At 60.7% G+C, this 20,544-nt stretch carries 21 protein-coding genes; 11 read left to right on the forward strand and 10 right to left on the reverse strand.

Annotation, left to right across the window (positions count from 1 at the left end; all coding sequences use genetic code 11):
• Window positions 1-21: 21 nt before the first annotated feature.
• The 5 genes from paaD to paaZ are packed head-to-tail and all read right to left on the reverse strand — an operon-like array spanning window position 22 to window position 4,645.
• On the reverse strand, window positions 22-537 hold the full coding sequence (gene paaD / locus AB3X55_11385; GenBank protein MEX0504188.1) for a 1,2-phenylacetyl-CoA epoxidase subunit PaaD: 516 nt from the start codon (window positions 535-537) through the stop codon (window positions 22-24).
• Complete coding sequence (paaC, locus tag AB3X55_11390; protein ID MEX0504189.1) at window positions 531-1,289, reverse strand: 1,2-phenylacetyl-CoA epoxidase subunit PaaC; 759 nt, start codon at window positions 1,287-1,289, stop codon at window positions 531-533. The genes paaD and paaC overlap by 7 nt, the downstream gene beginning before the upstream one ends.
• On the reverse strand, window positions 1,289-1,600 hold the full coding sequence (paaB, locus tag AB3X55_11395; GenBank protein ID MEX0504190.1) for a 1,2-phenylacetyl-CoA epoxidase subunit PaaB: 312 nt from the start codon (window positions 1,598-1,600) through the stop codon (window positions 1,289-1,291). Before paaB ends, paaC begins: the two co-directional genes overlap by 1 nt.
• A gap of 19 nt (window positions 1,601-1,619) precedes the next feature.
• Complete coding sequence (gene paaA, locus AB3X55_11400) at window positions 1,620-2,597, reverse strand: 1,2-phenylacetyl-CoA epoxidase subunit PaaA (GenBank protein MEX0504191.1); 978 nt, start codon at window positions 2,595-2,597, stop codon at window positions 1,620-1,622.
• Between the two features lie 20 nt (window positions 2,598-2,617).
• Window positions 2,618-4,645, reverse strand: a complete 2,028-nt coding sequence (gene paaZ, locus AB3X55_11405) for a phenylacetic acid degradation bifunctional protein PaaZ (GenBank protein MEX0504192.1) — start codon at window positions 4,643-4,645, stop codon at window positions 2,618-2,620.
• Between the two features lie 358 nt (window positions 4,646-5,003).
• On the opposite strand from paaZ, the gene paaG reads away from it, so the two are divergent.
• The 7 genes from paaG to AB3X55_11440 all read left to right on the forward strand — a co-directional run bounded on the left by paaG (window position 5,004) and on the right by AB3X55_11440 (window position 12,111).
• Window positions 5,004-5,789, forward strand: coding sequence for a 2-(1,2-epoxy-1,2-dihydrophenyl)acetyl-CoA isomerase PaaG (gene paaG, locus AB3X55_11410; protein ID MEX0504193.1), 786 nt, complete (start codon window positions 5,004-5,006; stop codon window positions 5,787-5,789).
• Window positions 5,790-5,806: 17 nt separating this feature from the next.
• Window positions 5,807-7,030 carry a cytochrome P450 gene (locus tag AB3X55_11415; GenBank protein ID MEX0504194.1) on the forward strand — a complete coding sequence of 408 codons (1,224 nt, stop codon included), beginning with the start codon at window positions 5,807-5,809 and terminating at the stop codon, window positions 7,028-7,030.
• A gap of 105 nt (window positions 7,031-7,135) precedes the next feature.
• The gene (locus tag AB3X55_11420) at window positions 7,136-7,396 is read left to right on the forward strand and encodes an Lrp/AsnC ligand binding domain-containing protein (protein MEX0504195.1); all 261 of its coding nucleotides are present in this window, start codon (window positions 7,136-7,138) and stop codon (window positions 7,394-7,396) included.
• Window positions 7,397-7,399: 3 nt separating this feature from the next.
• A complete protein-coding gene (locus AB3X55_11425) occupies window positions 7,400-8,449 on the forward strand; it encodes a peptidase M29 (protein ID MEX0504196.1) in 1,050 nt (349 codons plus the stop codon).
• Window positions 8,446-9,276 carry an alpha/beta fold hydrolase gene (locus tag AB3X55_11430; GenBank protein ID MEX0504197.1) on the forward strand — a complete coding sequence of 277 codons (831 nt, stop codon included), beginning with the start codon at window positions 8,446-8,448 and terminating at the stop codon, window positions 9,274-9,276. The genes AB3X55_11425 and AB3X55_11430 overlap by 4 nt, the downstream gene beginning before the upstream one ends.
• Before the next feature lie 50 nt (window positions 9,277-9,326).
• Complete coding sequence (locus tag AB3X55_11435; GenBank protein MEX0504198.1) at window positions 9,327-10,619, forward strand: acyl-CoA dehydrogenase family protein; 1,293 nt, start codon at window positions 9,327-9,329, stop codon at window positions 10,617-10,619.
• Window position 10,620: 1 nt separating this feature from the next.
• Window positions 10,621-12,111 (forward strand): class I adenylate-forming enzyme family protein, encoded by a 1,491-nt coding sequence (locus tag AB3X55_11440; GenBank protein MEX0504199.1) that lies wholly within the window; start codon window positions 10,621-10,623, stop codon window positions 12,109-12,111.
• Window positions 12,112-12,121: 10 nt separating this feature from the next.
• Here the strand turns inward: AB3X55_11440 and AB3X55_11445 are convergent, their stop codons facing one another.
• The 4 genes from AB3X55_11445 to AB3X55_11460 form a co-directional block, all read right to left on the reverse strand.
• Window positions 12,122-13,414, reverse strand: coding sequence for a TRAP transporter large permease (locus AB3X55_11445; GenBank protein MEX0504200.1), 1,293 nt, complete (start codon window positions 13,412-13,414; stop codon window positions 12,122-12,124).
• A gap of 3 nt (window positions 13,415-13,417) precedes the next feature.
• Complete coding sequence (locus tag AB3X55_11450; GenBank protein ID MEX0504201.1) at window positions 13,418-13,972, reverse strand: TRAP transporter small permease; 555 nt, start codon at window positions 13,970-13,972, stop codon at window positions 13,418-13,420.
• A 108-nt stretch (window positions 13,973-14,080) separates the two neighbouring features.
• Entirely contained in the window at window positions 14,081-15,325 is a 1,245-nt protein-coding gene (locus AB3X55_11455; protein ID MEX0504202.1) for a flavin-dependent oxidoreductase, read from the reverse strand.
• Window position 15,326: 1 nt separating this feature from the next.
• A complete protein-coding gene (locus AB3X55_11460) occupies window positions 15,327-15,776 on the reverse strand; it encodes a cupin domain-containing protein (GenBank protein ID MEX0504203.1) in 450 nt (149 codons plus the stop codon).
• A gap of 252 nt (window positions 15,777-16,028) precedes the next feature.
• Between AB3X55_11460 and AB3X55_11465 the strand changes: the two genes are divergently transcribed.
• Window positions 16,029-17,030 carry a TRAP transporter substrate-binding protein gene (locus AB3X55_11465; GenBank protein ID MEX0504204.1) on the forward strand — a complete coding sequence of 334 codons (1,002 nt, stop codon included), beginning with the start codon at window positions 16,029-16,031 and terminating at the stop codon, window positions 17,028-17,030.
• A 116-nt stretch (window positions 17,031-17,146) separates the two neighbouring features.
• The gene (locus tag AB3X55_11470; GenBank protein MEX0504205.1) at window positions 17,147-18,022 is read left to right on the forward strand and encodes an alpha/beta hydrolase; all 876 of its coding nucleotides are present in this window, start codon (window positions 17,147-17,149) and stop codon (window positions 18,020-18,022) included.
• 13 nt (window positions 18,023-18,035) lie between these two features.
• Here the strand turns inward: AB3X55_11470 and AB3X55_11475 are convergent, their stop codons facing one another.
• The gene (locus AB3X55_11475) at window positions 18,036-18,476 is read right to left on the reverse strand and encodes a PaaI family thioesterase (GenBank protein ID MEX0504206.1); all 441 of its coding nucleotides are present in this window, start codon (window positions 18,474-18,476) and stop codon (window positions 18,036-18,038) included.
• A gap of 235 nt (window positions 18,477-18,711) precedes the next feature.
• On the opposite strand from AB3X55_11475, the gene paaI reads away from it, so the two are divergent.
• Both paaI and paaK read left to right on the forward strand, forming a co-directional pair.
• Window positions 18,712-19,197, forward strand: coding sequence for a hydroxyphenylacetyl-CoA thioesterase PaaI (gene paaI / locus AB3X55_11480; protein MEX0504207.1), 486 nt, complete (start codon window positions 18,712-18,714; stop codon window positions 19,195-19,197).
• 30 nt (window positions 19,198-19,227) lie between these two features.
• Window positions 19,228-20,535: a phenylacetate--CoA ligase PaaK gene (paaK, locus tag AB3X55_11485; protein MEX0504208.1), complete on the forward strand. Its 1,308-nt coding sequence runs from the start codon at window positions 19,228-19,230 to the stop codon at window positions 20,533-20,535.
• Window positions 20,536-20,544 lie beyond the last annotated feature (9 nt).

Below are 20,544 nucleotides of genomic sequence, written 5' to 3' on the forward strand. Positions count from 1 at the left end.
CTGTGGGGGATCCGGCTCATTTCAGAGGCACTTGAAATAATCAAAAGGCTCGCGACAGGACAGGCAGCGATAATGCGCCTTGCAGGCGGTGGCACCAAATGCGGACAGCTCTGCTGTATCAAGGCTCTCACAGCGGGGGCAGGCAACCTGCGGGCGGGCGAAATATTCACTGGCATCCTGCCTGTTTTCGGCGCGGCGCGGCGGCGGTGCAATGCCGGCCTGCTTCAGCTTTTCCCGGCCAGCCGGGGTAATCCAGTCGGTTGTCCAGGCCGGTGCCAGCACACGTCTGATCCGCGCATCATATCCTGCCTTGGCAACGGCTGTTTCAATGGCAAGCTCGATGGCGAGTGTCGCCGGGCAGGCCGAATAGGTGGGGGTGACGTCAATCTCGACCACACCACCATCGCGGCGCAGGTCGCGGATGATGCCAAGATCGCCAACCGTCACCACCACCAGTTCCGGATCAGGCACAGATTCGGCGATGCCGCGCACCACCGCCAGTGACGGGTCATGAATGACGTCGTCGGTCCCTACCATGTCAGCCCCGGATAGGCTCTCTGCATGAACTGCATCTCGGCAAGAAGGTGACCAAGCACCTCGCCGTGACGGCCCCTGCGGCCACCGGAAATTCCGGCGGTGACATCAAGTGGCGGCAGCTGCGCCATCGCAAATGTCCGCGCAACCGTGCTGTCAAAGGCCGCCCTGACCACAGCCGGATCAGGCAGCAGCCCGGCCGCGACAAGCCTGTCCGACGTCTCGTCACGCTCGAACATCTCGCCCAGATAGGGACCAAGATCAGCCAGCGCCGCCAGCATCCGGTCAGCGCTTTCCTCGGTGCCGTCGCCAAGCCGCACCACCCATTCACCGCCATGCCTGACATGATAGGCCATTTCCTTGACCGCCTTGCCGGCATGTTCAGCAAGACGTTGATCGGCAGCGGCTGTCAGGCCGTCCCAGACGGGGTGCATGTAGGCGGCAAACAGGAACTGGCGAAGAATGGTGAAGGCGAAATCGCCATTTGGTCGCTCAACCATCAGCATATGGCGGAACGCGGTGCCATCACGAAGGAAGGCATAATCATCCTCGCTGCGGCCATCGCCCTCGATTTCGGCAGCATAGCCATAACACATCCGCGCCGTGCCGATCAGATCAAGTGCCATGTTCGGCAGCGCCAGATCCTCTTCCAGCATCGGCGCATGGCCACACCATTCGCTGAGCCTGTGACCCAGAATCAGATGGTCATCGCCAATGCGCAGAAGAAGCGCCAGAAGATCGTCACGGTCGGCCATTACATGTGACCCACATCATCGGGAATGTCATAGAAGGACGGATGCCGGTAGATCTTCGAGGCCGACGGATCAAAATTCTCGTCCCGCTGGTCGGGATCGGAAGCTGTGATGCTGGCAGACGGCACAACCCAGATCGAGACACCCTCGCCACGGCGCGTATAGACATCGCGTGCCGCCTGCAGCGCCATCACCTCGTCGCTGGCATGTACCGAGCCGACATGGGTATGGGCAAGGCCGGTCCGGGGGCGAATGAACACCTCCCATAGCGGCATCAGCTCCGAAGCTGCTGGATTCTGTCGATCGTCATTCATGATCTCTCTCCACCGGATGTCATTCCGCCGCCTGCGCCTGCCGTTTGGCAGCATGCGCCAGCGCCGCCTCGCGCACCCATGCGCCGTCATCCCAGGCCTTGCGGCGGGCCGCCACCCGTTCCCGGTTCATCGGCCCATTGCCCTTGACGACACGCCAGAATTCGTCCCAGTCGATGGGACCGAAATCATAGCTTTGCCGCTCTTCGTTCCAGGCCAGATCCGGATCGGGGATGGTCAGCCCCAGATATTCGGCCTGCGGCACCGTGGCATCGACGAATTTCTGGCGAAGCTCGTCATTGGTGAACCGCTTGATCTTCCATTTTACAGACTGGTCGGTATTCCGGGATTCGCTGTCAGGCGGGCCGAACATCATCAGCACCGGCTGCCAGAACCGGTTCAGCGATTCCTGCGCCATGGCCTTTTGTTCAGGCGATCCCTGGGCCAGCGTCATGACGATCTCATAGCCCTGGCGCTGATGAAAACTTTCCTCCTTGCAGATGCGGATCATCGCCCGTGCATAGGGGCCGTAGGAACAACGGCAGAGCGGTATCTGGTTCATGATCGCCGCGCCATCCACAAGCCAGCCAATGGTACCGATATCGGCCCAGCTCAGGGTCGGGTAATTGAAGATCGAGGAATATTTCGCCGTTCCGTCAAGAAGCTCTTCGGTCATCTGTTCACGGCTGACACCAAGCGTCTCGGCAGCGGAATAGAGATACAGGCCATGCCCGCCTTCATCCTGCACCTTGGCAAGAAGCGAGGCCTTGCGGCGAAGCGACGGGGCGCGGGTGATCCAGTTGCCTTCGGGCAGCATGCCGACGATCTCGGAATGGGCGTGCTGGCCGATCTGCCTGACAAGGGTGCGCCGATAGCCTTCCGGCATCTCGTCATTCGGCTCGATCTTCTGTTCATCGTCGATCCGCGCCTGAAAGCGGGCGAGAAACGCTTCATCCTCGACAGTGCGCCCGTCGGCGCCGATCAGTCCCTGCGAATACATAGCCGTTGGTCCTTTCCGATCTAGATGGCCACCATGGTCAGCAGCTCGTAACGCGCCACGAGGTCGCCCTCGTGATCGCGAAGTTCAACATGCCAGCGCACCTCGCCATATTCATCGGTGCGCCTGGTCTTGCGCTTTACCGTCAGATGGACGGTGATGTCGGTCCCCGGGGTCACCGGTTTTTCAAAGCTCAGCCCGTTCAGCCCTGTATTGGCCAGGACCGGTCCCGGCGCCGGGTCGACAAACATACCGGCGGCAAAGCTGAGAAGAAGATAGCCATGCGCGACAATGCCGGGGAAGAACGGGTTGTCTGCGGCGGCGGCGGCATCGGTATGGGCATAGAACTGGTCGCCCGTGAAATCGGCAAACGTCGTTATATCCTCGGCGGTGATCCGGCGTGGCGGTGTGACCAGCGTCTCGCCAAGCTCCAGATCGTCAAACCTGCGGCGGAATGGATGCGCCGGTCCCTGATGCGTCGGGCTGCCGGCAAGCCAGGTTTCACCGGCGGCCGACAGCAGAGCCGGCGGCCCCTGCAAGGCGGTGCGCTGCATATAATGTTTGACCGCACGGATGCCGCCAAGTTCCTCGCTGCCACCGGCGCGGCCGGGACCACCATGCACCATGTGCGGCAATGGTGATCCATGGCCCGTGGCCTCGGCCATCGAATCGCGATTGTTGAAATAGAGTCTGCCGTGATGACTGGCACTGGCGGCAACAAACCGATGCGCCACTGTCTCGTCCCGCGTGATCACCGACGTCACAAGCGCCCCGCCACCCCGATTGGCAAGTGCCGCTGCATGGCCGGGGTCGCGGTAAGGCATCAGACAGGCCACCGGCCCGAAGGCCTCTCTTTCATGAAGGTGGGTCGCGGCATCCGGATCGTCACAGTCAAAGATCGTCGGCGCCATCCAGGCACCGCCATCCAGCCCCTCGCCGGCAAGCTGCGGCGGCGCACCGCCGATGATGCAGCGCGCCTCGTCGGCAAACAGCGCGCATGTGCCAAGCACATCCTGTTTCTGACCGGCCCCGGCAAGCGCGCCCATGCCGACATCCGGCAGCCGCGGATCGCCAAGCGTGACCTCGCCAAGCCGTGCAGACAGCGCCTCGGCAATCGGACCACGAAGCGGCTCCGGCACCAGAATCCGCCTGACAGCGGTACATTTCTGGCCGGCCTTGGCGGTGATTTCGGTCACCACCTCGGTGACGAACAGGTCGAATTCCGGATCACCGCACGCCACGTCGGGACCGAGAACGGTGGCATTCAGACTGTCCTGTTCGGCCGCGAACCGGACCGAGTTGCGAAGCAGGTTTCCGGTTCCGCGAAGCGCCAGCGCGGTATCGGCCGAGCCGGTAAAGCTGACCGCATCCTGGGGGCCAAGCCTGTCAAGAAGCGGGCCGAGCCTGCCGGAAACGAATTGCACCGCCCCTTCGGGAAGACAGCCGGATTCCAGAATCATCCGAAAGGCCGCCTCGGCAACATAGCCTGTCACGGTGGCCGGTTTGACTATTGCCGGCATGCCGGCAAGCAATGTCGGGGCCAGCTTTTCCAGCATGCCCCAGACCGGAAAGTTGAATGCGTTGATATGAACAGCCACGCCCTGCATCGACGTGTAGACATGCTGGCCGACAAAACTGCCGGCCCGTGACAGCATTTCGACATCGCCATCGAGATAGACACGCGAATCCGGCATTTCGCGCCGCCCTTTCGAGGCAAAGACGAACATCGTGCCGATGCCGCCGTCAATATCGATCCAGCTGTCGGATTTGGTCGCGCCTGTCAGATAGGACAACTCATACAGCTCGTCCTTGCGGGCTGTCAGATATTGCGCCAGTGCCTTGAGCATGCGCGCCCTGTCATGAAAGCTCATCGCGCGGAGAGCCGGCCCACCTGTTGCCAGCGCATGGTGATACATCGCCATGACATCGGGCGCCGCGGTGCCAGCATGGCCAATCACAGCGCCCGTACAGGCGTTGTGAAGCGTTGCCAGATCCGATTCTGGCGCTACCCACCTGCCGGCGACAAATGACTGGACCTGCATCAGGCTCATGGCTTTGCTGGCTCTCTGTTCCGCGCCCCTGCCCCTGAAGCAAAGATGCCCCTGAAGCAAAGACGTCCCTAACGCAAAGACGTGGCGGCGACGTGCTGTATCCGAACGACGCCTATGGTTCCACATATCCTGTCACTATTATTGACCGACCGGTCAGTCTATGTAAAGCCGTAACTATATCTATGGGAGTGCCGGGACATGCGCCGGGGCGCGTGCCAGTGTGGGTAGCAGGGTGCGTGTTAGCTCCGCGAACAACTGCGGACATTTTTTGCTGGCCAGTCATGGGCCGGCTTGCCTAGGCTCTGCAGTCTGGAACCCTGCGGTTGATCACCCCACCACAGCGAGGCGGAGACAGCTTATGAGTGATACCATTCTGGTGACGGCAGATGGGCCTTTGAGAACGATCACGCTCAACCGGCCGGACAAGCTCAACGCCTTCAACGAGGACATGCATCTTGCCTTTCGCGCAGCGCTTGAAGCAGCACGGGATGATGACAGCTGTCGTGCGGTTCTGCTGACCGGGGCCGGTCGCGGCTTCTGCGCCGGTCAGGATCTCGGTGATCGCGATCCGGCAAAGGGCGAGGTGCCTGATCTTGGTGAAACGCTGCGCAACTTCTTCAACCCGAATATCAGGCTGATCCGCGACATGCCAAAACCGACCATCGCAGCCGTCAATGGCGCGGCGGCCGGGGCCGGGGCCAATATTGCGCTGGCATGCGATATCGTGGTGGCGGCCAAAGAGGCAAAATTTCTGCAGGCCTTTGCCCGTATCGGCCTGATTCCGGATGCCGGTGGCAGCTGGACCCTGACCCAGCTTGTCGGTCCGGCGCGCGCACGCGGCCTTGCCATGCTGGCGGAACCGCTGACCGGCGAAACAGCAGCACAATGGGGACTGATCTGGAAGGCGGTTGATGCCGAAATGCTGATGGCCGAGGCAACCGATATGGCAACCCAGCTTGCCAACGGCCCGACCATTGGGTTGACCCTGACAAAACAGGCCATTCTGGCAGCAACCGAATCGACGCTGGAGGAACAGCTCGACCGCGAGGCCGAGCTTCAGGCCCGTGCCGGCACGACCGCTGATTATCGCGAGGGCGTGTCCGCCTTTCTTGAAAAGCGCGCGCCCCGATTCACCGGGCGCTGAGCTGGTGTCGCCGTGCCATGATGTTTGACCTGACAAGACTTCCCGACGGTTTCATCGACAACCCGCATCCGCATTACGCGGCGCTTCGCGAACACAACCCCGTCTATGAACTGCCGGGGGGCGGCCTGTTTTTGTCACGCCATGCCGACCTTGTCCGCGTCTACAAGGACCGCAAGACCTTTTCGTCGGACAAGAAGATCGAATTCTACCCGAAATTTGGTGACTCGCTTCTCTATCAGCATCATACAACCTCGCTTGTGTTCAATGACGCGCCGCTGCATACCCGCGTCCGGCGGGCCATTGCCGGCGCGCTTGCCCCGCGCGCCATCGCCGGCATGGATGTGGTGGTGCAACAGCTTGTCGACAGGCTGATCACCGATCTTGAAGCCCGTGTGAAGACCGGAATGCCAATCGACGCGGTGGCGCATTTCGCGCAGAACATTCCCATCGAGGTCATTGGCAATCTTCTGGCCATTCCCCGCGCCGAACGAGACCCCCTTCGCGACTGGTCGCTGGCCATACTCGGCGCGTTGGAGCCGGAAATATCGAAACAGCAATTTGACGATGGCGAGACAGCGGTGCGTGAATTTCTGGCCTATCTGGAAGCACTTGTCGCCCGACGGCGCGCCGAAGGGCTGGATCAGGCCGGTGACATCATGGCGCGGCTGATCCGCGAAACCGGCGAGGCAGGTGAAGACGCCAACCTGCTGCCACACGAGCTTCTTCAGAACTGCATCTTCATTCTGAATGCCGGCCATGAAACCACAACCAACCTGATCTGTTCGGGAATCTTCCTGCTGGCGCAGCGACCGCAGATTGTCAGCCGTCTGGCTGACGCCCCGGAATTGTGGCCGGCCGCCATCGAGGAAATCCTGCGGATGGAGAGCCCAAACCAGCTTGGTAACCGAAGGGCCGTAGCAGATTTCGACATGGGTGGCCGGCGTTGGGCAGCCGGCACGCTGATCACACTTGGCATGGGGGCCGCCAACCGCGATCCCGAGATTTTTGATCAGCCCGATGAATTCCGGCTTGACCGTGGGGACAACCAGCATCTTGCCTTTGCCGGCGGGGTCCATGTCTGTGCCGGCAACAGCATCGCGCGAATTGAAGGGCAGATCGCGCTGGCAAGCCTGTTTCGCCGGTGGCCCGATCTGCAGGTGATGGACGGGCTGCGCCGGTCACCGCGGGTGCGGTTCCGCGGCTTTGAATCCATGCCTTTGCAGCTTGCCACCATCGCATGAGGAGGCTGGACTTTCGAAGGCGAAGCAGGGCATGTTGACGGGGTAGAGAATGCCGGAATATGCGGTGCGACAAAGCAGGGCACAGGGTCAGGAGGACAGCACGCAATGGACAAGCGAAATCTGATTGTCATGGTAAAATGCGAGATCGGGCGCACATATGATGTTGCCGCAACGCTGGCCGATCTGCCCGAGGCGCCAATCGTCTATTCGACCTCGGGAGATTATGATCTCTTCACCATGTTCAGGCTCGATAACAATGATGATATCGGCCTTTATGTGTGCGAAAGCATCCAGAAGATTGACGGGGTCAGGGATACCAACACCATCGTCTGTTTCAATCCGTTCACCAAGGACCGGGGCATCTGAGTGATGCCGGCCGATTCCGCCCCCGACGCCCCCATTGAGGACAATTGGCTCGACGCCTTTGTCGAATTGTTTTCCCTGTGTCGCGCCACGGCAGATGAAACCATCACCCTGATAGCCGAAACACAGAGCCGACAGGTGAATGTCACACTGGCGCGCCGCGCTCTGGACAGTATGAATCTGGCATATCAGACCATCACTGTTGCCAGCAAACAGACAACATCCGGCCCGATCATCAGGTCGACGGGTGCCTCGACGGCACTGACCGGCGAGGCGGCGGCTGTCCAGAGCCTGTGCCAGTCACATCTTGTGGTCGACCTGACGGTCGAGGGGGTGATGCATGCGCCGGAAACTGCCGGCATCCTGAAAGCCGGCGCGCGGATCATGACCATTTCGAACGAACATCCCGAAATCCTGTCACGGCTGCGCCCCGACCCGGCGATGAAGGATATTGTGCGCCACGCCGTTTCAGCCTGCCGCGCCGCCAGCAGGATGACGGTCACATCGCCTGCCGGCACCGACCTGACCATCGACATGACCGAGATCCCGACCGTAGGCGTCTGGGGATGGACCGACAGGCCGGGGACATTGGCACATTGGCCGGGCGGTCTTGTTGTCAGCTTTCCGCGCCAGGCAGCCTGCAACGGCACCATCATCTTTGCCCCCGGCGATATCAATCTGACCTTCAAACGCTATTTTGAGAGCGAAGTGCGCTGTGTGATACGAGATGATTTCATCACCGAGATCAGCGGCACCGGTACCGATGCCCAGCTGATGAAACGCTATCTTGACGGATTTGACGATCCGCTGGCCTTTGCCACCAGCCATGTCGGCTGGGGGTTGAACCCGGCGGCACGGTATGAAGCGCTGACAATGTATGACAAGGCCGATCTCAACGGCACCGAACTGCGCGCCCTTGCCGGCAATTTTCTGTATTCGACAGGTGCCAATGAATTTGCCGGCCGTTTCACCGAAGGGCATTTCGACCTGCCAATGATGGGATGCACCATCAGCCTCGACGATATGGTCGTGGTCCGCGACGGCGTGCCGGTATGACAACCACTCACCGCGGGTGGCGCAGATTGCAGGCCGCCGGGACAGGTTTTCTGGCTGCCGGAGACCGCGGCGGCACCGCGCCGACGCTTGTCTGTCTCCACGGCATTGGCGGTGATGCAACAAGTTTCCGGGCGCAGATCGACGGCATGGCCGGGCCACGGCAACAGGTACTGTCCTGGGATATGCCCGGCTATGGCGAATCAGCGCCGCTTGCCGGGATGGATTTTGCATCACTCTGCGCCCGGCTTTGCGCCGCGCTCGACGAGCTTGGCCTCAGCCGCGTCGTTATCGCCGGCCAGTCGATCGGTGGCATGATTGCCCAGGAAATGGCGATACGTCACCCTGAAAGAGTCGCCGGACTGGTGCTGATTGCCACCGTTCCGGCCTTTGGCGGACGCGATGACAGCTTCCGGGATTCCTTTCTTGCCGCAAGGCTGGCACCGCTTGATCGGGGAATCGGCATGGATCAGCTTGCCGCCGAGGCGATCCCGGCGGTGCTAGGCCCCGGGGCCGATACGGCCATGCGCCAGGATGCCATCGCCGTCATGGCGGCCATTCCCGAGGCCGCCTATCGCCAGGTCCTGGCGACGCTGGTCACCTTCAACAGGCGTGAGGACCAGCATCTGATCACCTGTCCATGCCTGCTGATCGCCGGCGGCAGGGACGACAACAGCCCCGCACGGGTGATGGAGACAATGGCCGCCCGGCTTTCAGATGCGGCATTGGTGGTGATTGAAAATGCCGGCCATCTGGTGAATAGTGAGGCAGGTCGGGAATGCAACAGGGCGATCACCGCCTTTTTACAGGATCTCGACCAGAATTTTTGACCACGCTGGCAATACTGATTTCGACGGGGACGGCGAAAGCCGGAAACAGCATGCATGATGGCAGCACATCACGACTTGATGAACAGCTTGTTGACGCGCCGATTTTCAATCCTGACAGCTGGAACCTGACCGATTTTGAAGCCGCGCTATGTGCAGAGACGCGCCAGCTTGCACAGTCGAAATTCGCGCCCCGTGCCAGCGAGATCGACCGCGAGGCGCGGTTCCCGACCGAGAACTACGCCGATCTGAAGGCGCATGATCTGCTTGGAATCTGCATTCCCACAGCGCATGGCGGGCGCGGCGCCGATCTGCGTGCCTATATGCTGGCGGCTGCCGAAATCGGCCGCTATTGCGGTGCCACCGCGCTGACCTTCAACATGCATGTCAGTTCCTGCCTGTGGACCGGCGTTCTGGCCGACGGCGTCGATATGAGCGCCGCACAGCGCGAGGAACACGCCCGGATGCGGGCCCGCCATTACAGGCGCATCCTCGATGAAGGCGCAATCTATGCCCAGCCCTTTTCCGAGGGCGGCGATGCGGCGGCCGGCAAGGCGGCGTTCGCCACCACGGCGCTGCGGACCGAGGGCGGCTGGATCGTCAATGGCCGCAAGATTTTTGCGTCATTGTCGGGCCATGCCGATTATTACGGGGTGCTGTGTACCGAGCTGGAGACGGCTGACAGCAGGCCATCACGCGCCAACACAATGTATGTCGCCGTGCCACGCGACGCCGCGGGCGTGTCTGTCGAGGGCCACTGGGACCCGCTTGGCATGCGCGGGACCGTGTCGAGAACGTTGATCTTCAAGGATGTCTTTATCCCGTTCGAAGAACAGCTGATGCCGCGCGGCGTCTATTTCAACGCCGCCAGGCAATGGCCACACATGTTCATGACCTTGACCCCAAGCTATATGGGAATCGCGCAGGCGGCCTATGATTTCACGGTCCGCTACCTTCGTGGCGAGATGCCGGGCACGCCGCCGGTGAAACGCCGCATGTATCCGACCAAACAGCTTGCCGTCGCGCAGATGAAAATCATGCTGGAACAGACAAAGTCGCTCTGGTTCCAGTCGATCAGCGAGGCGCGCCCCAATCCGGGCAAGGATTCGCTGCTGCGGGCCTGGGCGGCGCAGTACAGCGTGATGGAAAATGCCAATGAAATCGCACAGCTTGCCATTCGCACCTGCGGTGGTCAGGCGATGCTGAAATCGCTGCCTCTGGAACGGCTCTATCGCGACAGCCGCTGTGGCGCGCTGATGCTTCCCTGGACGGCCGAGCTGTGTACGGACATGCTTGGCAAGGGTGTCCTGTATGAAGCCGGCGAATCCGACGAGGATCAGGCCTAGGGTGCTGAACCGCAGGATTGACAGCCTGGTAGCGGCGCATGCCGCCGCAACCCCGAACCGACCGGCCCTCTCCTTCGAGGGTGCAACCCTCGACTATGCGGCGCTGGACCGGGCTGTCGGCGCGATGGCAGGGTGGCTGGCGGCACAGGGGATCGGCCCCGGCAACCGCGTTGCAATCTATGCCCGCAATCATCCCGACAGCTTTGTGACCCTGCTTGCCGTCTCGCGCCTCGGGGCGATGATGGTGCCGCTGAACTGGCGGCTGTCAGAGGCGGAGCTGTCATGGCAGATGCAGGATGCCACACCATCGCTGTTGATCCACGGGCCGGAATTTGCCGACATGGCAATCAGGCTGGCGACCCGTTCGACCTGCCCGCTGATCGAAATCGGCGATGCGCTTGCAACAGCCCGCAACGGCCACTCATGTTCCGAGGCGGATGGCGCCGGCGAGCCGAATTCCGAACTGATGGTTGTGTACACTTCGGGAACGACGGGCCGGCCAAAAGGCGCCGTGCTGGCCCAGCCGGCGATGATCGCCAATGCCGTGATGAGTCATGACGCCTATGCAATGACTGCCGATGATGTGGTGCTGAACATCCTGCCGCTGTTTCATGTCGGCGGGCTGAACATCCAGCCACTGCCAGCGCTGCTGTGCGGGGCGCATGTGGTGATCGCGCCGGCCTTTGATCCCGCCGCCACACTGGCGATGATTGCAAGGCATGGCGTGACCCAGATTACAGTGGTGCCGACGGTGCTGGCGGCAATGCTGGCCCAGGATGACTGGCCAACAGCGGATCTTTCCAGCCTTCGCATGATCGCCATCGGGTCGACCGATGTGCCGGTGCCGATGATCCAGGCCGTGCATGACCGCAAGATCCCGGTGGTCCAGGTCTATGGCGCCACCGAAACAGCCCCGACGGCAATCTACCAGACGGCCGAAATCGCGTTCCAGACCGCCGGTTCGATCGGGCGTGCTGGATGCGCCTGCGAGATCCGGATCGTCGGCCCGGACGGTACCGACAGGCCAGCTGGCGAGGTGGGCGAAATCTGGGTTCGCGGCGACAATATACTGACACGATATTGGAACAATGACGCGGCAAGCCGGACCAGCATCACCGACGGGTGGTTCCACACCGGTGACATGGCGCGGATCGATGATGACGGTCTGTACTGGTTCGCCGACAGATTGAAGCATGTCATCATTTCAGGCGGCGAGAACATCTATCCGGCAGAACTGGAACGGGTGCTTCGCGATATGGACGGGCTGGCCGAATTCACCATTGTCGGGCGCGACGACCCGCATTGGGGCCAGGTTCCCGTCGTCGTCGCGGTGCGCGATGACGACATGGTGACCGGTGCGGCGGTGCTGGCGCATTTCGACGGCCGGCTGGCCAGGTTCAAACGCCCCAAGGATGTGGTGTTTGTGGCAGCGTTGCCACGCAATGCGCTTGGCAAGATTGTCGCCGACGAGGTGCGGGCACTGCTGACGTGACGATGCGCGCCTAGCTCATCATCGAGGGCAGGAACAGCGCAATTGTCGGCACCGCCGCCAGCAGGATCAGGCGGATGATGTCAGCAACCCAGAACGGCGTCACACCCTTGAAGATGGTGCTGACCGACACATCCTTCAGCACGCCCTTCAGCACAAACACATTCAAGCCGATCGGCGGGGTGATCAGGCTGATCTCGGTCACCACCACCACCAGAATGCCGAACCAGATCAGATCGAAGCCGAGATTCGCCACCACCGGCGCAAAGATCGGCACGGTCAGAAGAATCATCGACAGCGATTCAAAGACGCAGCCAAGCAGCACATAAATCAACAGGATGATGAAAATCACCCCAAGCGGCGACAGGTCGAACGCTGTCACGATATTGATCAACCCGTCCGGAAGCCCGGCCCGGTTGACAAAATTCGAGAAGATCAGCGCGCCGAACAGAATGAAGAACAGTTTGGCGGTGGTGATTGTGGTTTCGCGGAGAACCTGCATCAGCGCGCCATCCTTCAGCGCGCCCCGCCGCCAGGCAATCAGCAGCGCGCCTGCCGCACCCATTCCCGATGCCTCGGTCGGGGTGAACATGCCGGCATAGATACCGCCGATCACGAAGATGAAGAGACCAAGCGTTGTCCAGACATCACGAAGGGCCATGAATCTGTCACGCCAGTTTGACCGTTCACCAGCCGGCCCAAGCGCCGGATTGCGTGTCACCACAAACACCACAGCCAGAATGTAGAACAGGATCCCGAGAATCCCGGGCAGCACGCCGGCGACAAACAGCTTGCCAACCGACTGTTCGGTCAGAAAGCCGTAGATCACCAGCATCACGCTTGGCGGGATCAGGATGCCGAGCGTGCCACCGGCCGCAATCGAGGCCGTGGCCAGCGAATCGTCATATTTATAGCGCCGCATCTCGGGCATCGAGACTTTCGACATCGTCGCCGCCGTCGCCAGAGACGATCCGCAGATGGCTGAAAACATGCCACAGGCCGCAATTGTCGACATCGCAAGGCCGCCACGTCGATGGCCAAGAAAGACATAGGCCGCGCGATACAGTTCACGCGCCATGCCACCGCGTTCGACAAGAAGCCCCATCAGGATGAACATCGGCAGCACCGACAATTCATATTTCTGGCCCGAATCGATGACCAGCCGCGCGGCGTTGGAGATGGCCGCCCGTTCGCTGGCCAGAAGCGAGAACCCGACACCGCCAACAATGCCAAGCGCAAGCCCGAGCGGCATCCGCAGGAACGCAAGGAACAACAGGGCCGCAAAGCCGATAAGAGATACGATCATGACCTATTCCCCCGGGACCCGGCTGCCGGTTTCATCCGGCAGGATCCGCCCCGGCCGCAACAACATACGAAGCCCGCGAAAGCCGGCAAAGACCGCCGACAGGTAAACCATTGCGGTAATCAGACCGACAATGAGATAGCGCGGGATGTGGAGATAGATCGTCTTGTCACCATCTTCCCATGCCCGCACCGCGTAATCGAACACCCGATCGGCAACAATAAAGACCGCGATGACGGTCACCACGCTGAAGATTATGCTGACCGCCCAACCGAACCAGCCCTTGCGGACAAAGCTGAAGAGATCGACCACCACCTGGTCATCACGAAGGAACATCGCCGGCAGCGAAAAGAAGATCGTGCCGGCCATCGCAATCTGCACCAGTTCAGTGGCGCCAACCACCGGCGCCCGGAAAAAATACCGGCCGATGACATCGACACAGGTCAGCGCCACAAGCCACAGCAGGACAAGACAGGCCAACATCAGACAGATATCGGCAATCTTTCCGGCGGCCCGGTTCAGCCGTGCGATCAGCGGGTGATCAGTTGCGGCATCATTCATCGTTATCCTTCTCCTCAAGCACGCATGCCCGACAGGCCCAACACTTTGCCTTCACACAATTCGAATAGCAATTGTTCGTCCGACAACCAAGCTGGATTTCCGACCTGTCTAGCGTGCGCGGTCTGCGCTTACCCTGGAAAAGCCCGCCTTTGCCGCATAGCCTGACACAATGGCCTTGCGATCATCGTAGCTGAGAACATCGTCGATATTGTCGAACCCGGCTGGCGCCCGTTTTTCAACCTCGTCGATCACACCCTCGGGACCGCCTTTCCTGTTATTGACCACAATGTCAGCGGTGACCGGCAGTCTCTGCTTTTCATAGAACCACAGCGCGGCCCGGGGATGTTCGGCCTGCTGCAGATTGTCACTCAGGCACCGCGCATCGAGAATCGCCTGGCTGGCCCCGTTGGAGCCAACCGGGTACATCGGATGCGCCGCATCGCCAAGCAGGGTTACCCGCCCGAACGTCCATCTTGGCAACGGGTCACGATCGGCCATCGGGTATTCGAAAATCCCGTCAGTGGCCCGCACCAGCCCTTCGATGTCAAAATCCGGAATGACGAAGCGAAGCGCATGCGGAAGCACCGTCGACAATGACACGCCGCGCGACCAGCTATTGTCAGGCGGCGGTGTGACAGCCGGGTCCTTGGTACGGATATTGACAACCCAGTTCATCAACTGCTTGCCATTCCTTGCCGTATCGATCGGATACAGCACGAATTTGCCGCCAAGCCCGCCACCGATGGCCATGCTTTCGCCGTCGCGCCATGATGGCCATTCGGCGGCACCGCGCCACATCATCACCCCGTTCCAGCTTGGACTTGCCTCGTCGGGATAGAAGAGTTTCCTGCCGCATGAATGAATGCCGTCGGCACAGACAAGGATATCCCCCTTGGCCGTAACCCCGCCGGCACCTTCCAGCGTATCGACAAAATTGGCGGTCACCCCGGCTTCGTTCTGGACAAAACCGGCAAGCCGCCTGCCGGTAATGACCGCATCGGGACCGGCGCGTTCGACAAACGCATCAAACAGAAGTTTCTGCAGCCTGCCGCGATGGATCGAAAATTGCGGCACTTCGTGACCGGCATGCATGCCGCGAAGCTCGGACCAGACTTCCTGGCCGGACTTTGTGAAATAGGTCAGGCTGCGGGTCCGCAGGCCGACCTTGTCCAGTTCCGCAAGCAGACCAAGCGCTTCAAGCTCGCGAATGGCATGGGGCAGGATGTTGATCCCGACCCCGGCCTCGCGGATTTGCGCGGCAGCTTCATAGATCTGCACATCGATGTTCCGGGCGCGCAGCATCAGGGCGGTGGTCAGGCCACCGATCCCGCCGCCGGCGATGATGACCTTCATGTCAGCCGTCCTCGGGAGGTGGCAGGAAATCTACCTCATGCTTGGCGGAAAGCTCGACAACCTCGGCCGGATTGGCACCGGGACCAAGATTGTGGATGCCCCAGAACAGATCATAGAGCTTGCGGGCGGGTGACACCCAGAACAGGCACTTGTTGGTTTCTTCCGATTTGTTGAAGATCCCGTGTGGAATGCCCCTTGGCAGCCGGATCAGATCACCCGGCGTGGCGATGGCTTCCGATCCATCGAGAAGCAGGTCGAACTTGCCCTCGAGAACATAGATGAATTCATCCTGTTCGGGATGGATATGCGGCGGCACGAAAGTGCCGGGCGGCAGCGTTGCGTGCCAGGAAAAGGAATTCTCGCTCCATTGTTTCGGGACATAGGTCTGGCCAAGAATGTTCCAGGTAATGTCCTCGATGCCTTCATTCGATTTCGTGACACCGGCTGTCATCTGCATTTGTCCGTCTCTTTCACCAGAAATTGCTGCGCTCGGCACAGACCGTACCAGACGACCCGACTTACGGCAATCAGCCAAGCTGGCTGGAACGCTGGATTAAGATTGCCGTCACGCCGGTTTTTTCTTGACTGCAAGGAAAGACCCATCACAGGCTAGTGCCTACCTATTCGACCACCTTGGGCGGCACAGAAGGGGTGTTACGAAGACATGCCGTGCGGCCCGGAGTTACCCTTGAGGAGGAATCACATGAAAAAGATTATTGCTGGCCTTGTCATGGCGCTGCCGATGCTGGCGTCTAGTCAGGCAATGGCCGCTGAAAAGGAGCTGATCATTGCGTCCTGGGCAGCCCCTGTTCACACCATGAACAAGGATGTTTTCCCCTGGATGATTTCGGAGATGGAAAAATGTTCCGGTGGCAGCCTGACGGCCAAGATCGAATACGGGCTGGCTCCACCGCCGGCACAGTACGATACCGTTCGTGACGGCGTCGCCGATTTCGGCTGGATCGTCTATGGCTATACACCCGGCAAGTTCGAAACCACCAAGATCGCCGAGCTTCCGGGCAACAGCGGCAATGCCGAGGACATGTCCGTTGCCTTCCAGATGACGCATGAGAAGTATCTTGCCGCGGCCAAGGAGGCCAAGGGAGTCAAGATTCTGACCAACTATGTTCATGGCCCGGGTCATTTGAATTCGGTGAAGAAGGTCACCTCGTACAAGGACGTCATCGGCATGAAGCTTCGCGTTGGCGGCGGTGTTGCCAATGACATCGGCACCGCACTTGAGGTTGCCGGCGTGAACATGCCTGCACCGGCGGTTTACGAAGCCGTATCATCGGGCGTTACCGAGGGTGTGTTCTTCCCGATGGAAACCATGTATGCCTTCAAGGTCGCCGAAGTCGCGAAATACACCTTCCGCAACCCGGAGGGCATGTACACCACCGCCTTTGGCCTGATCATGAACAGCGACACCTATGATGATCTGTCGGCAGCCCATAAAAAGTGCATCGATGCCATGACCGGTGTCGACATGGCCCGCCGCGTCGGCAAATGGTGGGACGAGGCAGACAGGCTTGGTTACGAGAAATTCGCCGAGATGGGCGGCACGGTTACCGATGCCAGCCCTGCCGAACAGGCCTATTTCCGTGAAAAGACCGCTGGCGTTGAAGCCCAGGTTCTGGCCGCCATCAACGAGCGTGGCGTCGACGCTGCAGCCGCCCTGGAATATTTCCGCTCGCAGCTGAAGTAAATCGGGTCGCCGGCACCTTCATAACGCTTTCGACCATACCACTTTCGACCATACCACTTTCGACAGGCGGCCCACGGGCCGCCTGTTCTGTTTCACCACAGATCGGACTCTATTCCATGACCGCTTCATCACCGCTGGCAGCCTCGGATCTGCCGCTGACCCTGTTGCCACCCGTCAATTGTGACGACGCCTATGAAAACAGGCTTTACATCCCGAATGCCGACCGGCATCTGGCAGCCTGGCCGGTGGATGCCGCCGCCTTTCGCGATCACCATCCGGACAGCCAAATCGATCTGTCCTATGGCGATGACGCGCGTACCGCCTATGACCTGTTTGCGCCTGTTGGCGGCATCGATTCGGCAAGGGGTGTCGTTGCTTTCATTCATGGCGGTTACTGGGTGGCACTGTCGAAGAATGATGTCTCGCATATGGCAGCCGGATTGCTGGCGCGTGGCTGGGCGGTGGCGATGATCGGCTACAGGCTGGCACCGCAGGCCCGCATTGCCGGTATTACACAGGATATTGCCGCCGCCATCACCAGCCTTGGCGGGGTTGGTCACGGGCCGCTTCGCCTGGCCGGACATTCGGCTGGCGGTCATCTTGTCGCCCGCATGATGTGTCAGGATGTGCCGCTTGGCGATGCGGCGCTGGACCGGCTCGACAGGGTGGTCTCGATCAGCGGTCTGCACGATCTGCGGCCCCTTCGCAAATTGGCGAAGAATGATCTCTGGCAGCTTGATGATCCAGAAATGATCCAGGAAAGCCCGATTCTGCAGACACCGCGACAGGGTGTTGATCTTGTCTGTATTGCCGGTGCCGACGAACGGCCGGAATTCATCCGCCAGAACGCCCTGTTGCCACTTGTCTGGCAGGGGCTCGGTGTGCCGGGGCATTGCCAGCTTCTGGCCGGCCAGAACCATTTTACCATCATTGAAACGATGACCGATCAGAACAGCCAGCTCTGTCACCTGATCGACGGGCCGCTCGGCTGACCGCCGGCCGGAACTAGAGCCGCGCGTAAGTGCTTGTCAGGTCGGCGGCCAGCTTGCCGCTTGCCCGGTCGGTGATGGTGATCCGTCCGACGACAAGCCGCCGGCCAGCCTTCAGAATATCGACCGTGACATCACCACCTTCATTGCCAAGCGGGCGCAGGAACCGGCTGGCGATATCCACCGTCGTGATCGGGTCATAGCCGCCAATGGCCGCCGTCACCGCCGCAATCATCGCCGTATCGGCAGCGGCGACAATGGCCTGTCCACAAATCATCCCGGCATCGCGCGTCAGACCATCACTGAAGGGCAGATAGAAGCGTGATTGCGTCGGCGACACCGCAATCACGCGAAGCCCGAGGTGATGAACCCAGGGGGCCGTCACCTCATCGAGAAGCGCCTGTGCCGCGATGGCATCAAATGCCGGTTTTGGCATGGCTGTATCGCTGTCCGACATGCTGTGATCTCCTGTTGCTGTTCAGAGGTTGATTGCCTGCCGGCACACTTGACTAACCGGACGGTCAATCTTTACCGTTGGATCATTACCTTTGGATGATCCTGGCCGGCTTTGGCATGGCCGGTCAAGGTGATGGCCCGGCTCGCCGACACCAAGTGACATCGAGCAGGTGTCATCGGGCAGGTGTCATCGGGCAGGCGTCATCCAACAGTCGCAGGGACAGGGGAGATTGGCAATGGCTGAACAGACCACGCCTTCCACGGAGGCCCCAGCGGCGGCCACTGCGGCGGATACTGCGGCGGATACTGCCAGCCGGGTCGCCGAGGCGATGATCGGGAAATGCGGCCTGTCACAGCTTCTTGGCATGAAGATTGTCGATTCCGGACCCGACTTTGCGGTGATCGGGATGACGCTTGAAGAGCGGCACCTGAACGGATTTTCGATCGCCCATGGCGGGGCCATTTTCGCGCTTGCCGATACCGCCTTTGCCCATGCGTGCAATTCCGAGAACATTGTCACGGTGGCTCAGCAATGCCAGATCAATTTTCTGAAGCCCGGCAAGGCCGGCGACAGCCTGATCGCCACCGCGCGCGGACGTACCCGAAGCGGCCGAACCGGACTCTATGACGTCACCATCACCACTGAAGACGGTCTGGTGATCGCCGAATTCCGTGGAATGTCGCGAACGCTCAGCGACCCTGTCATTCCGCCGCCTGCATGATTTTTGACCATCCAATCGAACGAGACCCCGATGCGTGACCTGACACCTTCAAAAGACATTCTGGACCCCATTGAGACAGCCTCGCGGGACGAGATCCACGCCCTGCAGCTTGGCCGGCTGAAATGGACGCTGTCTCATGCCTATGAAAATGTGCCGCTCTATCGTCGCAAGTTCGACGAGGCCGGAGTCCACCCCGATGATGTAAAGGATCTTGGGGACATCGCCAGATTTCCCTTCACCACGAAAGAGGATCTGCGGCAAAGCTATCCTTTCGACATGATGGCCGTGCCGCTGGAAAAAGTGGCGCGCATCCATGCGTCGAGCGGCACCACCGGCAAGCCCACTGTGGTCGGCTACACACAGGCGGACATAGACAATTGGGCGCATCTGGTGGCGCGGTCCATCCGCGCGTCAGGCGGGCGGCCCGGCGACCGGGTTCATGTCGCCTATGGCTATGGGCTGTTCACCGGCGGCCTTGGGGCGCATTACGGCGCCGAGGCGATGGGCTGTACGGTGATTCCGGTCGGCGGCGGCATGACCCAGCGACAGGTGCAGCTGATCGTTGATTTCAAGCCCGACATCATCATGGTCACACCATCCTACATGCTGGCCATCGCCGACGAATTCGAGCGCCAGGGCGTGGACCCGCGAAGCTGCAGCCTGAAGAGTGGCATCTTTGGCGCCGAGCCATGGACGAACGCGCTGCGGTCCGAGATCGAGGAGCGCTTCGATATGCATGGAGTCGACATCTATGGTCTGTCCGAGGTGATGGGCCCCGGCGTTGCCAACGAGGCGGTCGAGGAAAAGGACGGGCTGTATGTCTGGGAGGATCATTTTCTTCCCGAAATCATCGATCCTGAAAATGGCATACCATGCGCCGATGGCGAGACAGGCGAGCTTGTCTTCACCTCGCTGACCAAGGAGGCGCTGCCGATCATCCGCTACCGCACGCGCGATCTGACAAGGCTTCGCGCCGGCGGCGCACGAACAATGCGGCGGATGGACAAGGTGACAGGCCGCAGCGATGATCTGATCATCCTTCGCGGCGTCAATGTCTTTCCAAGCCAGATCGAGGAACATATCGTGCAGATCGACGGCATCAGCCCGCATTACCAGATCGAACTGTGGAAGGATGGACCGCTCGACGCCATGACAGTACGGGTCGAGGCCGCTCCGGGGCACGAGGCCGAGGACCGCCGGGCCGCGCTGGCGGCCACGCTTGGCACCAACATCAAGCAGAATGTCGGCATTTCGGCGACCATTGACGTCACCCCGGTCGGGGCGGTTGATCGATCTGCGGGCAAGGCGGTCCGCATCATTGATCGTCGCGGCGACTGAGAGGCACCC

The sequence above is a fragment of the Alphaproteobacteria bacterium LSUCC0719 genome (genome assembly GCA_040839025.1).
Taxonomy (GTDB): domain Bacteria; phylum Pseudomonadota; class Alphaproteobacteria; order Puniceispirillales; family Puniceispirillaceae; genus UBA8309.

Bases quoted from the DNA above. Each gene is read 5' to 3' on its own strand.
- AB3X55_11430 (MEX0504197.1), top strand. From the start codon at position 8,446: ATGACAACCACTCACCGCGGGTGGCGCAGATTGCAGGCCGCCGGGACA.
- AB3X55_11475 (MEX0504206.1), bottom strand. From the start codon at position 18,476: ATGTCGGACAGCGATACAGCCATGCCAAAACCGGCATTTGATGCCATC.
- AB3X55_11415 (MEX0504194.1), top strand. From the start codon at position 5,807: ATGATGTTTGACCTGACAAGACTTCCCGACGGTTTCATCGACAACCCG.
- paaA (MEX0504191.1), bottom strand. From the start codon at position 2,597: ATGTATTCGCAGGGACTGATCGGCGCCGACGGGCGCACTGTCGAGGAT.
- paaK (MEX0504208.1), top strand. From the start codon at position 19,228: ATGCGTGACCTGACACCTTCAAAAGACATTCTGGACCCCATTGAGACA.
- AB3X55_11455 (MEX0504202.1), bottom strand. From the start codon at position 15,325: ATGAAGGTCATCATCGCCGGCGGCGGGATCGGTGGCCTGACCACCGCC.
- AB3X55_11450 (MEX0504201.1), bottom strand. From the start codon at position 13,972: ATGAATGATGCCGCAACTGATCACCCGCTGATCGCACGGCTGAACCGG.
- AB3X55_11435 (MEX0504198.1), top strand. From the start codon at position 9,327: ATGCATGATGGCAGCACATCACGACTTGATGAACAGCTTGTTGACGCG.
- AB3X55_11460 (MEX0504203.1), bottom strand. From the start codon at position 15,776: ATGACAGCCGGTGTCACGAAATCGAATGAAGGCATCGAGGACATTACC.
- AB3X55_11445 (MEX0504200.1), bottom strand. From the start codon at position 13,414: ATGATCGTATCTCTTATCGGCTTTGCGGCCCTGTTGTTCCTTGCGTTC.
- AB3X55_11465 (MEX0504204.1), top strand. From the start codon at position 16,029: ATGAAAAAGATTATTGCTGGCCTTGTCATGGCGCTGCCGATGCTGGCG.
- paaG (MEX0504193.1), top strand. From the start codon at position 5,004: ATGAGTGATACCATTCTGGTGACGGCAGATGGGCCTTTGAGAACGATC.
- paaZ (MEX0504192.1), bottom strand. From the start codon at position 4,645: ATGAGCCTGATGCAGGTCCAGTCATTTGTCGCCGGCAGGTGGGTAGCG.
- AB3X55_11420 (MEX0504195.1), top strand. From the start codon at position 7,136: ATGGACAAGCGAAATCTGATTGTCATGGTAAAATGCGAGATCGGGCGC.
- paaD (MEX0504188.1), bottom strand. From the start codon at position 537: ATGGTAGGGACCGACGACGTCATTCATGACCCGTCACTGGCGGTGGTG.
- AB3X55_11425 (MEX0504196.1), top strand. From the start codon at position 7,400: ATGCCGGCCGATTCCGCCCCCGACGCCCCCATTGAGGACAATTGGCTC.
- paaI (MEX0504207.1), top strand. From the start codon at position 18,712: ATGGCTGAACAGACCACGCCTTCCACGGAGGCCCCAGCGGCGGCCACT.
- paaC (MEX0504189.1), bottom strand. From the start codon at position 1,289: ATGGCCGACCGTGACGATCTTCTGGCGCTTCTTCTGCGCATTGGCGAT.
- AB3X55_11470 (MEX0504205.1), top strand. From the start codon at position 17,147: ATGACCGCTTCATCACCGCTGGCAGCCTCGGATCTGCCGCTGACCCTG.
- paaB (MEX0504190.1), bottom strand. From the start codon at position 1,600: ATGAATGACGATCGACAGAATCCAGCAGCTTCGGAGCTGATGCCGCTA.